The sequence below is a fragment of the Joostella sp. CR20 genome, from assembly GCF_038433465.1.
Taxonomy (GTDB): Bacteria; Bacteroidota; Bacteroidia; order Flavobacteriales; family Flavobacteriaceae; genus Galbibacter.
Map to the genome: position 1 here is coordinate 111,891 of NZ_JAESVF010000001.1, position 14,011 is coordinate 125,901.

The 14,011-nt window shown below is 35.9% G+C and carries 12 protein-coding genes and 1 tRNA gene; 6 read left to right on the forward strand and 7 right to left on the reverse strand.

All coding sequences use genetic code 11. The features are described from left to right. Nucleotides 1-104: 104 nt before the first annotated feature. The 3 genes from JMA43_RS00530 (at nt 105) to JMA43_RS00540 (ending at nt 2,095) form a co-directional block, all read left to right on the forward strand. Nucleotides 105-707 carry a LemA family protein gene (locus JMA43_RS00530; RefSeq protein ID WP_342153859.1) on the forward strand — a complete coding sequence of 201 codons (603 nt, stop codon included), beginning with the start codon at nt 105-107 and terminating at the stop codon, nt 705-707. Nucleotides 708-820: 113 nt separating this feature from the next. Further along, nucleotides 821-1,264, forward strand: coding sequence for a TPM domain-containing protein (locus tag JMA43_RS00535; RefSeq protein ID WP_342153861.1), 444 nt, complete (start codon nt 821-823; stop codon nt 1,262-1,264). Between the two features lie 6 nt (nt 1,265-1,270). Further along, the gene (locus JMA43_RS00540; RefSeq protein WP_342153863.1) at nt 1,271-2,095 is read left to right on the forward strand and encodes a TPM domain-containing protein; all 825 of its coding nucleotides are present in this window, start codon (nt 1,271-1,273) and stop codon (nt 2,093-2,095) included. Between the two features lie 80 nt (nt 2,096-2,175). On the opposite strand, the gene JMA43_RS00545 is transcribed toward JMA43_RS00540, so the two are convergent. From JMA43_RS00545 to JMA43_RS00565, 5 genes are all read right to left on the reverse strand, one after another. Beyond that, nucleotides 2,176-4,956: an outer membrane beta-barrel protein gene (locus tag JMA43_RS00545; protein ID WP_342153865.1), complete on the reverse strand. Its 2,781-nt coding sequence runs from the start codon at nt 4,954-4,956 to the stop codon at nt 2,176-2,178. Nucleotides 4,957-5,508: 552 nt separating this feature from the next. Continuing rightward, nucleotides 5,509-6,813, reverse strand: a complete 1,305-nt coding sequence (der, locus tag JMA43_RS00550; protein ID WP_342153867.1) for a ribosome biogenesis GTPase Der — start codon at nt 6,811-6,813, stop codon at nt 5,509-5,511. A gap of 174 nt (nt 6,814-6,987) precedes the next feature. Beyond that, nucleotides 6,988-8,508 (reverse strand): choice-of-anchor I family protein, encoded by a 1,521-nt coding sequence (locus JMA43_RS00555; RefSeq protein ID WP_342153869.1) that lies wholly within the window; start codon nt 8,506-8,508, stop codon nt 6,988-6,990. Between the two features lie 124 nt (nt 8,509-8,632). Continuing rightward, complete coding sequence (gene era, locus JMA43_RS00560) at nt 8,633-9,520, reverse strand: GTPase Era (RefSeq protein WP_342153871.1); 888 nt, start codon at nt 9,518-9,520, stop codon at nt 8,633-8,635. Beyond that, nucleotides 9,507-10,874, reverse strand: a complete 1,368-nt coding sequence (locus JMA43_RS00565; protein ID WP_342153873.1) for an alanine/glycine:cation symporter family protein — start codon at nt 10,872-10,874, stop codon at nt 9,507-9,509. Before JMA43_RS00565 ends, era begins: the two co-directional genes overlap by 14 nt. Before the next feature lie 126 nt (nt 10,875-11,000). Between JMA43_RS00565 and JMA43_RS00570 the strand changes: the two genes are divergently transcribed. Together JMA43_RS00570 and JMA43_RS00575 are read left to right on the forward strand one after the other, a co-directional pair. Further along, nucleotides 11,001-11,073 (forward strand) — tRNA-Met (locus JMA43_RS00570). Between the two features lie 74 nt (nt 11,074-11,147). Next, entirely contained in the window at nt 11,148-11,612 is a 465-nt protein-coding gene (locus tag JMA43_RS00575) for an RNA methyltransferase (RefSeq protein WP_342153875.1), read from the forward strand. A gap of 308 nt (nt 11,613-11,920) precedes the next feature. On the opposite strand, the gene JMA43_RS00580 is transcribed toward JMA43_RS00575, so the two are convergent. Next, the gene (locus JMA43_RS00580; protein WP_342153877.1) at nt 11,921-12,619 is read right to left on the reverse strand and encodes a TIGR03915 family putative DNA repair protein; all 699 of its coding nucleotides are present in this window, start codon (nt 12,617-12,619) and stop codon (nt 11,921-11,923) included. Between the two features lie 216 nt (nt 12,620-12,835). Between JMA43_RS00580 and JMA43_RS00585 the strand changes: the two genes are divergently transcribed. Next, nucleotides 12,836-13,606 carry a LexA family transcriptional regulator gene (locus tag JMA43_RS00585; protein WP_342153878.1) on the forward strand — a complete coding sequence of 257 codons (771 nt, stop codon included), beginning with the start codon at nt 12,836-12,838 and terminating at the stop codon, nt 13,604-13,606. Between the two features lie 135 nt (nt 13,607-13,741). Here JMA43_RS00585 and JMA43_RS00590 read toward each other — a convergent pair whose 3' ends face one another. Continuing rightward, a complete protein-coding gene (locus JMA43_RS00590) occupies nt 13,742-13,921 on the reverse strand; it encodes a CPXCG motif-containing cysteine-rich protein (RefSeq protein WP_342153880.1) in 180 nt (59 codons plus the stop codon). Between the last annotated feature and the right edge of the window lie 90 nt (nt 13,922-14,011).

Here is a 14,011-nt window from a genome sequence, read left to right on the forward strand (position 1 = left end):
ATTTCTCTATTTTCGATTTTATTACTGAATTTTGAAAAAGTTTTCTAAATCGAAAACACACCCCACCTACAATAAAAATTAACAACTTAAAAAAGTAACGTAAAATGAAAAAGTGGATTATTGGTTTAATTGTCCTAGCAATTATTGGTTTTGGGCTCTACAATTGGGCTGTAGGATTTAACAACAAAGCGGTTCAATTAAACGAAAACGTTTCGGAAGCTTGGGGAAATGTACAAACAGCTTACCAACGTAGAAACGACCTTATCGGGAACCTTGTAAACACAGTTAAAGGTGCAGCCGACTTCGAAAGAAAAACATTAACAGATGTTATCGAGGCACGTGCAAAAGCTACACAAGTTAACATCAACCCAGAAAATATTACACCAGAGCAATTGGAGCAATTTAACCAAGCGCAAGGGGGTGTAAGTAGTGCGTTAAGCAGACTTTTGGTGAGCGTTGAGCGTTATCCAGAACTTAAAGCAAATCAAAATTTCTTAAAATTACAAGACGAGCTTACAAGTACAGAAAACAGCATCCAAACAGCCAGAGTACGCTATAACGAGGCTATTAAACCGTACAACAACCACGTAAAAACATTTCCAAATAGCATTCTTGCTGGATGGTTTGGTTTTGAAGGTAAACCGTATTTCGATGCAGAAGCAGGTGCAGAAAAACCTGTTGACGTAGATTTTAATTTTGATGAATAAAATACATTTAAAAGCTGTTTGAAGGGTAACGTTATTTGTTAAACTGAACTAAATTCAGAATGACACTTATTCAATTCTTCAAGCAGCTTTTTAACTAACAACTTTCCATTTAAATGAAAACATCTAATGTGGAGGCGTTTTTAACTTCCGAAGAAGAAAACGAAGTTGTAAACGCTATCAGGCAAGCAGAAAAAGAGACTTCAGGAGAAATTCGTGTACACATTGAAGGTACTTCTAAAAAAACACCTTTAGAACGTGCGCACGAGTTATTTCATTTTCTAAAAATGGATAACACCAAAGATGAAAATGGAGTGCTTATTTATGTTGCTACCAACGATAAAACATTTGCCATTTACGGCGACAAAGGTATTGACAAGGTAGTTCCAAAAGATTTTTGGAATAGCACCAAAGACATCATCCAAAACCATTTTAGAAACAAGCGTTTTAAAGACGGCCTTGTAGAAGGTATTTTAAAAGCTGGCGAAGAGTTACAAAAACATTTTCCTTGGCAACACGACGATGTAAACGAATTACCAGACCAAATCTCGAAAAGCTAAATTTTAATGCAAAAACAAAAAATTGTATTCCTACTATTTCTCTTCGGATGTATTTTTTTACAATCGATACATGCGCAATTTGATATTCCTAAAAAACCGAATATCGAAACCAGTGTATTCGACTATGCAAATGTTCTCTCGAGTTCAGAAAAAACAGCCTTAGAACAAAAACTGATTAATTACGCCGATACCACAAGTACTCAAATTGTAATTGCTACAGTACCTACAATTAACGGGGAATATATTGGAACGCTAGCTCCAAAATGGGCGCACGAATGGGGCGTTGGACAGGCAAAAGAAGATAACGGGGTGTTTATTCTCCTAACAGAACAAGAACGTAAAATTTGGATTGCTCCTGGATATGGTCTCGAACAGAAACTTACCGCAGGTATAAACGGAGAAATTATTAGAAATGTTATTATTCCTGAATTTAAAACGGGAAACTATTATAGTGGCCTCAATAAGGGTACAGATGCTTTAATTCAACTTTTTGCTGGGACATACAAAGGAACGCCACAGGCAAGAAAAAACAATTCTACTGGCAGTGGTGGTTTTGGAGCTATAATTTTTATTTTCTTCGTTTTTATAATCATCCTTATCATATTTTCAAAGAACAACCGTGGTGGCGGAAATGGTGGCAACCGAACTCGTAAAGGTGGTGGTTTAGATTTACTCGATATGATTATTTTGAGTAATATGGGGCGCGGTGGCGGAAACTTTGGTGGCGGTGGCTTTGGCGGTTCTTCTGGAGGTGGCTTCGGAGGAGGCGGATTTGGTGGAGGCTTCGGCGGTGGTGGCTTTAGCGGTGGCGGTGCTGGAGGAAGTTGGTAATTTAAAACAACATTTTCAAATTAAATTTTATAACATAAAAAAATCCGAAGTAAATTTTACTTCGGATTTTTTTATGTAATTTAACCTCTAGGTGGTGGCGGTCTTCTTCTTCCACCACCAGGACCTCCAGGACCAGGTTTTCCTCCAAATCGGTCGAATTTTATACTTAAACTAGCCATAAAGTATTGTGTTAACACCGTACTTTGGTAATCTTGAATATAATCGGCTCCAGTTGTTCTTGATACGTTATTGTTTTGATTTAATAAATCGTATGCCAAGACTTTAAAAGTAGCTCTTTTATCCAAAAACTGATACCCTAAACTCATATTCCAAAACAGCGCATCTTTATCAAAGTCATCGGAAACATTCCCGTTGTAGTTATAATTTATATCGTTACCCCAAACCACATTTTCTGGCCAATATGTTGTTGTTCTTAACGAAGCCGTATGCGATATAAACTCAATATCTTCAAAGCGCTCAATGTTATACTTGGTATTGTTGTACGAAATATTGTACCCTGGCTCGATTTCTAACAACTCTAAATAATTAAAAGTTGTACTAATTCTCGGGCTAACGCTAAATTGTTTTGCAACAAGCTCCTGTCCGTTATTAAAACTTACATCTCTACTGTAGTTAACATTCGGGCGGAAATTAAATTTCACCGTATAGGTAGTATCTTTTTTAATTTGCTTGGTATATCCAAGTCCTAAATATGCGTTGTAATTTCCGTTAACGTTGGTAAAAGTAGTTGTTCTCAATAAATCTTCATCCGTAGTAGTAACACTTACCACTTTATCATCTTGAATTTCTCCTCCTGCGTACACAAAAATCCCGGTACGCTCACGCCAATTGAAATTATTAAAGTTTAAAGACAGTCGATGCGTTTTAGAAACATCCAAATCTGGATTTCCTTGTCTAATATTTAGCGGGTTATTGATATTTACAACTGGCTGTAATTGCCCAACCGATGGCACATCGATACTGGTACGGTAATTTACTCGAAAACGCATATTCTGACTAAATCTGTAAGTCGACGAAGCGTTAAGCAAGAAATTTTCGTAATTCCTTTTAAAAGTACCTTCGTGTAAAAAATCTTTATTGCTGATGTCGGTTAAAGCATAATCTGCTCCAATTCTCCAACGCCATTTTTCACCATCTCTACGGATGCCAAAAGATGGTGTTTGCTGATTGTTTGTAAACTCAAAATTGGTACTCAAATCATCATTAAAATCTGTGTAGCCGTCAGAAGAAGCATCAAAATCAAAAACATCGTTTTCATTACGTTGCTTCTTAGTGCTATACCCATAACCAAAATCTAAGAAATATTGATTCCCTAGCGGTTGTCTGTACGACAATTCTACATTGTAATTATCGGTTCTGTTGTCGGTAGTTGTAAACTGATTTACATTTTCCAAACTTGCATTGTCTCCAAAAACTTCTCGCGTAGATTGAAAATTCGATTCGTTTTCATTTTTATTATTTGCATTCGAAAAAGTAAATCGGATAAACTTCCCAATGGAATCCAACTTTTTAAGCACATTTAAATTATTCGAAAAATTCCTTTGTAAACCGTCATCAACTGTTTGTACATCATTACTATTTGATAATTCTCCATCTACATTTGTAGAGCTCGTAGCACTTGTATCGAAAGAATTGGTACGCGTTACATTTAATGAAGGTTCCAACGAAATTCGTAAAGTCTCATCGATGTCAAACTCTAAATTTGCCGAACCTTTGTTGGAATTGGTCGAACCTTCAAAACGAGATTCGCTATCGGTAAAGAAACTCCCTTCTGGCAATAAATTTTCTCTTGATGTTTTCTGATTGTTATAAGAGTCGCTATATGCAAAAAAGTAATTTGCACTCAACTCGTAAGCATCTTTTTCAGCATTGGCATAACTAGCTCCAATGGTTGAAGAAGTTGTAATTCCTCTTCCGTAGTTATTAACCAATCCATTATCATTTAAAGTAGAATAACCGCCACGAGTATTCCCTACCATGTCATAAATTTCATCAAAAGAAAACCCAGCGTTATTTATATTATTCGAACTCGCAATAAAACTGATACGCTCTTTGTCTTTAAAATAATTAAGGAGCCCGTTTACTTGATAACGCTCATCGGTACCGTAGCCCAACGAAGCACGCCCCATATACCCCTTGTTCTTATCTTTTTTAATGGTGATATTGATGGTTTTTGTTTCGCCATCGCCATCGTCTCCTGTAAATTCTTGCGTTTTAGACTTGGTATCGGAAATTTGGATTTTATCGATAATTTCTTTTGGTAAGCTTTTAGTTGCCACCTTCGGATCATCGCTAAAAAACACTTGTCCGTTTACCAAAACCTTATTTACTTCTTTTCCGTTTACGGTAATTTTTCCTTCGGTATCTACCTCAACTCCAGGAAGCTTTTTAAGCACATCTTCCACATTCGCATCGGGACGCGTTTTAAAAGACCCCGCATTAAACTCCAAGGTATCTCTCGAAATTTTTATAGGAACACGCTCTCCCACAACGCTCACTCCTTCAAGTTGTTCCGCTTGTATGGTAAGCTTAATATCGCCTAAAGAAATAATGCGCTTGTCAATTGTAATACTTTTCTTTACGGGCGTATATCCGTTGTAAGTAATAAATAAATTGACCTTTTTTTCTGAAGTATTTAAGTCGAGGTGAAAAATTCCGTCTGGTTCTGAAATTGTGTACGACAACATCGTACTATCTTGAACACGTTCGGCATAAATTGTAGAAGCCTCTAAGGGCTCGTTGGTGTTTTGGTCGATTACCCTTCCGGTAATTTCATACTCTTGAGCATACGAGTAAAAACCAATAATTAGAAATAATAAGCATCCTAATTTTCCTTTCATTCGGTTGTTTTTTAAGCTTGTCATACTCCTAAGACTTTTATTTGTGCTGAAGGTTTAACAAGCATCAAAATTTTTGAGGAATTTTGGATCATAAACATTTCTATTGCAGTCCTGCAACTAGAAATAGCTTTAAAAAATAGCATCATAACGTATTGGTATAGTTTCTTCGAAAATAGAATAAAATCAATACCAATAAACGTATTTTTTACTTTTTAATAATATTTTAACTAGAATTTGAAGGTTTCCTTGTTTCGAAATGTATAATTACTTAGTATGAAACTCAACTTTATATAAATTCAATTACAAAAAAGTAACAATTGATTTTTTTCAATAATTGACTTTCATTTTTGTCTTGACACAAAAACGAAACAAAAAAGTCAAGACTGATTAAAAAAGTATAAGAAAATCTACGGAAACTACCTCCACAGATAAAAAGAACTCGCTACGCTCAAACAGCTTTTTATCTTTCACCCAACACTGCTTCCTTGATTTTCAACACTTTTTAAATAGGTCAGTTTGAAGGAAACTAGATTATTTAATTTAAAACAGTCTTTATTTTTTTCTGAAATAAACCTGTACAGGAACACCGTTAAAATCGAAGTTTTCTCGAAGTTTGTTTTCAATAAAACGTCTATATGGTTCTTTTACATATTGCGGTAAATTGGCAAAAAATGCAAACTGAGGTGTTGGTGTTGGCAATTGTGTACAGAATTTCACTTTTACATACTTTCCTTTATGAGAAGGTGGTGGAGTGTTCTCGATAATTGGCAACATAGTATCATTCAACTTTGAAGTTGTGATACGTTTTGTTTTGTTATTGTAAACCTCAACAGCCGTTTCAATTGCTTTAAAAATACGTTGTTTTGACAAGGCTGAAATAAACACAATTGGCACATCGGTAAAAGGTTCGATTTGCTTACGAATGTAGGCTTCAAACTTTTTAACTGTATGTGTATCTTTATCTACTAAATCCCATTTATTGACCAAAATTACAATCCCTTTTCGGTTTCTTTCGGCTAACCAAAAAATATTTAAATCTTGACCTTCAAAACCACGAGTAGCATCGAGTACCAACAAACAAACATCGGAATGTTCGATAGCACGCACCGAACGCATTACGGTATAAAATTCTAAATCTTCTTTTACTTTAGCTTTTCTTCTAATTCCGGCGGTATCAACCAAATTAAATTCAAAACCAAAACGGTTGTATTTCGTATCAACACTATCGCGAGTTGTACCCGCAATATCGGTTACAATGTATCTATCTTCACCTAAAAGTGCATTTATAAAAGACGATTTCCCAGCATTTGGACGTCCAACAACGGCAAATCTTGGCAACTCTTCTTCTACCACTCCAGTATCTTCCGGTAAACTTTCAACAACAGCATCCAATAATTCTCCCGTTCCACTTCCGTTGATACTAGATATGGTGTAATATTCTCCTAAACCTAAAGCGTAAAACTCTACAGCATCGGCTTCTCTAAGCGCGCTATCAACTTTATTTACCGCTAAAAAAGTAGGTTTATTTACTTGACGTAATAACTGCGCTACCTCCTCATCCATTCCTGTAACTCCTGTAGCTACATCAACCACAAAAATAATTACATCGGCTTCATCGATGGCAAGTTCTACTTGTTTATCTATTTCTTTTTCAAAAATATCGTCACTTCCAACAACATATCCTCCAGTATCGATTAACGAAAATTCTCTTCCGTTCCAATCCGATTTTCCGTAATGACGATCGCGAGTAACACCACTTATTTCATCTACAATAGCATCTCTTCTTTTTATCATTCGATTAAAAAGTGTCGACTTTCCTACATTTGGTCTTCCTACTATGGCTACAATGGCACTCATACTTAAATTTTTATGGCGCAAAGGTAATTCTATTTTTTTAGTTTTAACAATGCACAAGCACTAATAAAGTTTAGAATATTAATCTGCTAAAAAATCTACATTTTTAAAATAAGAAAAGGCTGCCTAAAATATTTAGACAACCTCTTCTACGGAATTAAAACTAATTTAAAAATCTTAATTATTCTGATAGATACTGATTGTTCCGCTAGCCTCATTGGTTACCACAAGCAAAGCTTTTTCCGACGGACTGTCTTCCGCGCTTATAGCAAGTACACCCTCTGGGGCATCGTCTCCAGATCTACTTAAAATCTGTATAAATTCTGGTGCTGTAGGAATACTTATGTCGTACACCATTACCTGGCTGTTTCTTTCTAATCCTACAAATAAGATAGTGCGTTCTCCCATTTGCAACACTTCTACAGATTCTGGCTCGGCTCCTTTATCGTCACTTCTTCCGTCCACTTCTCCTTCATCTGCATTAAAACTTTCTGGAGTGAACTCCAATACTTTTGCAGCAATATCGCTTCCACTATCGTGCACTAAGGTTCCATTTTCAGACCAAATCGTAAAAGAACGTGCTCCGTAGGCATACAATTCGTCAAAATCGCCATCACCATCGGTGTCTCCTAATGTTGTAGTAATTTTTAATCTTCCTAGGTTTTCATCCTCTTGAAACATTTCAAAATCTGGAAACGCAAGTGGATCTAGTGTAATATCTTTTATTCTTTCTTCTTCTGAAAAAGCATCGTAATCTCTAGCATCTCCTTCGTTGGCAGTAATTACATAAGAAGCACCATCGATAGCTACATGTTTAATAGCATCTGGCATAAAAACTCCTTTTACTGGCCAGTTTTTTAGTTCGGTAACATCATCTTTATTACTTGCATCTAGTGCATTTTCTGCTAGTGAATGGTCTTTAAACCCTAACGGATAAATAGCTTCGATTTGCTTTGATTGTAAATTTACTTTGGCAATTCCATTATTTTCTTGAAGTGTAACCCACGCAGTTTTAGAATCGTCCGAGATTGCTACATATTCTGGTTCGATGTCTTGAGCTAAACTTGCCCCTGGACCAAAAACTCTAAATCCGTTACTCGATAAAGTCGCTTGCTGACTCTCAAAGGCGTCGAACGTAAGTGTTGACACATTTCCTGATGCAACTTCAATAATACTGATGCTCCCTTTTGGGTCTACCAAATAATCAGAACTTGGCTCTCCTTCATCGGCAGTTACTAAGTATTTTCCGTCAGGAGAAAATAAAACCATATCTGGCAAAGCTCCAACTGTATAAGTGTTTTGTAATGCTTGCGTATCGGTATTGTAAACAAGAACGCTCCCGTTAGCCTGCTTATTACTTGCCTCTACGGCAATTGCCAACATATCTCCATAAACCGACACACTATTTGGTGTCCCGATAGCACTTACATCGATTATATCTAATTGCGTTGGAGAGGAAAGATCCGACAAATCGAACACCATTACGGCATCCATATCTGGATTTACAGTAAATAATTTTTTGGTGTTTGCATCGAATGCAGAGATTTCGGTAGTTCCTCCAGCGTTGATAACAGATAAGTGTTGAAAATTAACTTCTGTAGTACCTGGAATTTCTACTACAGAACCATCGTCGTCACTTTGACATGCAGTTAGCACTATTGCCAACATTGCAATAGCAGGGATTAATCTTAGTTTCATTGGTTAGATTTTTGTTGACTCCAAAGAAACTAAAGCTGCTTTAAGTTAGTGTTACTGGATTTGGAAACTTATGTTACTTATTCGTTGCAACGTAAAGTTATTGTTACTCGATTTACGGCAGTACTTATTTCTGGTTATATCCAAAACGTTTTAACTGGTTTTGGTTTGAGCGCCAGTTTTTATTAACCTTTACATAAATTTCGATATGTACTTGTTTCCCAAAAAACTGCTCTAAATCTTTTCGAGCTTGAATTCCAACTTTTTTCAAAGCGGCTCCTTTATGCCCGATAATAATTCCCTTTTGGGTGTCTCGCTCTACCATAATAACTGAGCGAATACGAATAATATCTTCATCTTCAAGAAATTCTTCAGTTTCTACCTCTACAGCATACGGAATTTCTTTTTTGTAGTTGATTAATATTTTTTCTCGAACTGTTTCATTTACAAAGAAACGTTCGGGTTTATCGGTAATTTGGTCTTTCGGATAAAAAGGAGGAGATACAGGAAGCAACTCTAAAATTCGGTTAAAAACAGTATCGATATTAAAATTTGTCAATGCTGAAATTGGATATATTTCGGCGTTTGGCACTTTCTCACTCCACCATTGCACTTGGTCTTCCAAAACTTCCTGCGAAGAGATATCAATTTTATTCAGCAGTAATAAAACAGGTAGCTTTGAATTGGTTATTTTATTGAAGAAAGCTTCGTCTTTAAGTTCCTTCTCACCAATTTCAACCATATAAATAAGGACATCGGCATCTTCAAAAGCCGATTTCACAAAATCCATCATGGAAGCCTGAAGCTCGTATGCAGGTTTGATAATTCCGGGAGTATCAGAAAATACAATCTGAAAATCATCACCATTAAAAATTCCGAAAATACGATGACGAGTAGTTTGTGCTTTTGAGGTGATAATTGATAATTTCTCACCAATAAAAGCATTCATCAATGTAGATTTTCCAACGTTTGGATTTCCTATTATATTTACAAATCCTGCCTTATGCTGCTCCATCTTTTATCTTTTTTACATACAACTTCATTGATTTGTTAACTTTTGGCGCCAAGTAAATAACGGCTATCATATTTGGAATACACATAAGCGCGTAAGCCAAATCTATTAAGTTAATAACAACTCCAACAGAAGTAATTGCTGCAAAGGTAATGGTTGCTACGTAATAAACATTAAAAAGCTTCCCGATTTTAACATTGGTAAGGAAGGTTAAGCATTTTGTACCGTAATACGAGTATGTAAATAAGGTTGACATGGCAAAAGCTGCTACGATAAGCATAAGCAGAACATCTCCATAACCAAACAACGATTTATCGAAAGCCAACAAAGTCATTGCAATACCATTACTTTCGGCCTCCAAATATGCTCCGCTAATAATTATGGTAAGCGCTGTAAGCGTACAAACAATAATAGTATCGATAAATGGTCCTAACATGGCGACCAAACCTTCTTGAACGGGCTCGTTGGTTTTAGACTCTCCATGATACATTGGAGCACTTCCCAAACCAGATTCGTTTGAAAACACTGCCCTTCTCACACCCAAAATAACCAAGCCCCAAAAGCCTCCTTTAATTGCAGTTTCGAAATTAAAAGCTTCTTCAAAAATAAGTTTAAATGATGGGATAATACCACTTAAATTGGTAAACATGATAACCAAAACAGCTATAAAATACAATGCCACCATAAAAGGAACAATAGCGGTTGCCACTTTAGCAATTTTTTTGAGTCCGCCGAAAATAACCAACGACGTTACTATTGAAAGTGTAAATCCTATGATTAATTTCCAATTAAAATCTCCTAAAGCGGCGATATTTACATCTGGATTTACAACAGTCATAAAAGTTTGTGTAAACTGGTTTACTGTAAACACGCCTAAAAATCCTACCAAACCAGCAATCGAAAAGAAAATAGCTAGCGGTTTTCCTTTAGGTCCAATTCCTTTTGTAATATAGTGCATCGGTCCGGATTCGATTTTTCCAGTTTCATCAATCGTACGAAACATTACAGCCAAGCTACACGAATAAAATTTAATAACCATTCCGATAATTGCTGTGAGCCACATCCAAAAAACAACGCCTGGTCCGCCTTGATAAATAGCAATTGCAACTCCAGAAATATTTCCCAATCCCACAGTTGCCGCAACAGCCGATGACAAAGCTTGTAAGTGACTAATCTCCCCTGGATCGTTTGGATCGTCGTGCTTACCACTCACCACCTCAATAGCATGTTTAAACATACGGTAAGGTTTTAGCTTTGAATAGATCAATAAAAACAGTCCTCCTCCAACAACAAAGAAGAGCATTGCCCATTCGGCATACGGAATGAGTGCGCTTATAGCATCGTTAATTTTATTCATAAAAACTAAAGTAACTAAATCCTTGCAGTGGCGAAAGAAAAAAGGGAAAAAGAAAAAAAAATAAAATTATTTCTACTTTATCCTTGCAGATGTATAAAAACGTTGTATATTTGCACTCGCAAACATCGCGGGATAGAGCAGTAGGTAGCTCGTCGGGCTCATAACCCGAAGGTCACAGGTTCGAGTCCTGTTCCCGCTACGAAGAAAAAGCCTTTCAATCGAAAGGCTTTTTTTATGGATCAATTTTACACATCTTTGCAAAAACTCCATTGCATGCAAATAGACAATCTAGAACAAGGATATTTTGGAATTGGAATTCAAAACGGAAAAACTCCTGAGAATTTAGGTGTGTTATGGCGTTCTGCTCAAAACTTAGGTGCTAGTTTTATTTTTACTATCGGAAATCGATACCACAAACAAGCGTGCGATACCCACAAAGCTGTTGGCGCGATGCCATATTTCCATTACGATACTTTTGAAGATTTCTACAAACACCTTCCAAAAAGTGCTTTATTAATTGGTGTAGAATTAACAGATGAAGCCGAACTCTTATCGGATTTCCAACATCCGAGACGTGCTGTATATTTATTAGGCGCAGAAGACCACGGACTAAGCAACGAAGCAATTGAAAAATCTCACAAGCTTATAAAATTTCAATCGACATTCAGTTTAAATGTAGCAGTTGCAGGCAGTATTGTTATGTATGACCGCTCTGTAAAAGGTACAGTTATTTATTAACTTACCTCAGTTAGATATAAATGTCAATATAAATAAAAATCAACTATTTGTATCTCAATTATTTAATCGCACTTTCATTTTTGTCTTGACACAAAAACGAAACAAAAAAGTCAAGACTGATTTAAAAAGCATAAGGAAATCTACGGAAACATCCTCCACAGATAAAAAGAACTCGCTACGCTCAAACAGCTTTTTATCTATCAGCCCACGCCGCTTCCTTGATTTTCAAGGCTTTTTAAATAGGTCAAATTTATTACATATTCATCATTCTTATGTAGAACTCACGTTAACTAAATAATTTCAGAAATTTAAACCGCTACCAACGTATTTTTTGACTGCTTCATGGCAACTTGAGTTCCTTTATCTACAAACAAAAGTCCTTTATGCAATCCTATGCGACTTAAAATTTCAGTTTCATTTACTGCATCTAAAGTTGTTTGCTTAACCGAAGTTAAATCGTAAAGCAATCCATAATCTCTACGAGCATCATAAATAAACCATTTCTTAGTTGGATATTTTCTTTTAAAATAACTTCCGATAAGTGGCAACAAATTAAATTTTGAATTTACAACTGCCAAGTCAACTCCAGCTTCAGTCGTTTTAAAATCTAAATAATCTTGTACATGATGCATCTCTCTAGTAACCATTCTTGCCACTTGATGCACACGTAACGCATTTACATTAGACATATCAACACAATTAAAAGACTCAGAAACGTACACATATTTTATATATCGCAGTAACACATCTTCAGTACCTTTAATTTCACTCAAAAACGCTTTGTAAACTTGATTTGCACTGTACTTTGTCGCCTTAATTTCCAAAGAATTCCATACACGTTTCGCTTTCACTTCCGAAGAAATTATCTCCTCCGAAGTTGCAAACATATCTGGAGTGTAATGTTTTGGCTTCACAATAGACACCTCTTTTAAATTTGCTTCAAAAACTCTATACACTGCAGTTAAAAAACCTGTAAAACTTCCGTCGTAAATTAAAATTGTTTTCATAGTATCTTGTTTTGTATCGATACGAAAAAACCGACTTTTTAGCATTTTTATAAATTTTGGAAAATTTCCAATATTAAATGTCGATAGCTTCATATCTTTAAGTAAATTAGCTTAAAAGTTTAAAATCACATTTCAAATGTATGGAAATTTTCCAATAAAAAGGAATTTTTCCGAAAATTTTATATATTTACATTGTCAAAAGTATTCGGTTAGTATATGAAAACAGCACTCCCAATAGAAGTTATTAGGTTTAAAGAAATAAGAGAAAAGCTCAACCACACGCAACAAAGCTTTGCAGAAGTGCTTGGTGTGAAAAATTCGACTGCCGATATCGAACGTGGGAAATCGAAAATTTCAGGGAGTATTTTGATAGCTTTAATCGAGCATTTTCAAATAAATCCGCTTTGGCTTTACGGCAAAAGCACGCAACAAAAACTCAACACCACTATAGATACTTCACCAAAAGTACTTACCGTAACGCCCGAAAACAATGAAGGTATAGTCTTGGTAAATGTAAAAGCTGCAGCGGGTTACCCGCACAATATCCAAGATCTCGACTGGTACGAAGAGTTGCCTGCATTTACCATTCCGCTGCCAGAATATCGAAACGCCACCTACCGCGGTTTTCAGGTGGAAGGAGACAGTATGTTACCTATGCTTCACCCTAAAGAATGGGTACTCGGAAAAGCTGTAGAAAGTGTAAATTCTTTAAAAAATCATACTATTTGTATCGTGGTTATGCACGATACCGTATTGGTAAAAAAAATCCAAAAACACGACAGCAACGAGCATTTATCGCTCATTTCCATCAATCCAGACTATCCACCAATAACCATCCAAACTCATCAAATCCAGGAGTTGTGGGAAGTACAAAGTAAAATAAGTTCCGAACTCGACGAAAGTGCCGGCAATATTGCTTTGTCGCAAATACAGCAAACACTTGTAGCCTTGAAAAACGAAATCAATCAGATAAAAAATAATAATTAATTTTATTAGAAGCACTTTAGCATGCGCTTCCCAGCAAAGGCTGTTACCTGCCTGCCTATCGGTAGACAGGCTTTCGCCTATACACGGTATTTGGCTCAATCAGGGCTAGTAGATAGTGTAGTTTATACAGCTTAATTATTGCTCAATATTTTCAGCAGAAAAAGATTCCAATTCGCCATTAACAAACTCCACGTGCACTTGAATTGGATTACAGCAAACCTCACAATCTTCAATATACATCTGACTTACAGAAGTATCTAACAACATAGAGACTTCTTCCCAACAATACGGACACTGAAAAAAATGTTCAAACATAGCTACTTTGTTAATTTGAGTTCGATATAAATATTAATTATATGTATTCCAGTTTTTTATTAGTGTTTTCATTTTTGTCTTGACACAAAA

Excerpts from the sequence above, each read along its gene's own strand:
- JMA43_RS00535 (WP_342153861.1), top strand. The coding sequence starts at position 821 with ATGAAAACATCTAATGTGGAGGCGTTTTTAACTTCCGAAGAAGAAAAC.
- JMA43_RS00545 (WP_342153865.1), bottom strand. The coding sequence starts at position 4,956 with ATGAAAGGAAAATTAGGATGCTTATTATTTCTAATTATTGGTTTTTAC.
- der (WP_342153867.1), bottom strand. The coding sequence starts at position 6,813 with ATGAGTGCCATTGTAGCCATAGTAGGAAGACCAAATGTAGGAAAGTCG.
- JMA43_RS00555 (WP_342153869.1), bottom strand. The coding sequence starts at position 8,508 with ATGAAACTAAGATTAATCCCTGCTATTGCAATGTTGGCAATAGTGCTA.
- JMA43_RS00540 (WP_342153863.1), top strand. The coding sequence starts at position 1,271 with ATGCAAAAACAAAAAATTGTATTCCTACTATTTCTCTTCGGATGTATT.
- JMA43_RS00565 (WP_342153873.1), bottom strand. The coding sequence starts at position 10,874 with ATGAATAAAATTAACGATGCTATAAGCGCACTCATTCCGTATGCCGAA.
- JMA43_RS00575 (WP_342153875.1), top strand. The coding sequence starts at position 11,148 with ATGCAAATAGACAATCTAGAACAAGGATATTTTGGAATTGGAATTCAA.
- JMA43_RS00585 (WP_342153878.1), top strand. The coding sequence starts at position 12,836 with ATGAAAACAGCACTCCCAATAGAAGTTATTAGGTTTAAAGAAATAAGA.
- JMA43_RS00580 (WP_342153877.1), bottom strand. The coding sequence starts at position 12,619 with ATGAAAACAATTTTAATTTACGACGGAAGTTTTACAGGTTTTTTAACT.
- JMA43_RS00590 (WP_342153880.1), bottom strand. The coding sequence starts at position 13,921 with ATGTTTGAACATTTTTTTCAGTGTCCGTATTGTTGGGAAGAAGTCTCT.
- JMA43_RS00530 (WP_342153859.1), top strand. The coding sequence starts at position 105 with ATGAAAAAGTGGATTATTGGTTTAATTGTCCTAGCAATTATTGGTTTT.
- era (WP_342153871.1), bottom strand. The coding sequence starts at position 9,520 with ATGGAGCAGCATAAGGCAGGATTTGTAAATATAATAGGAAATCCAAAC.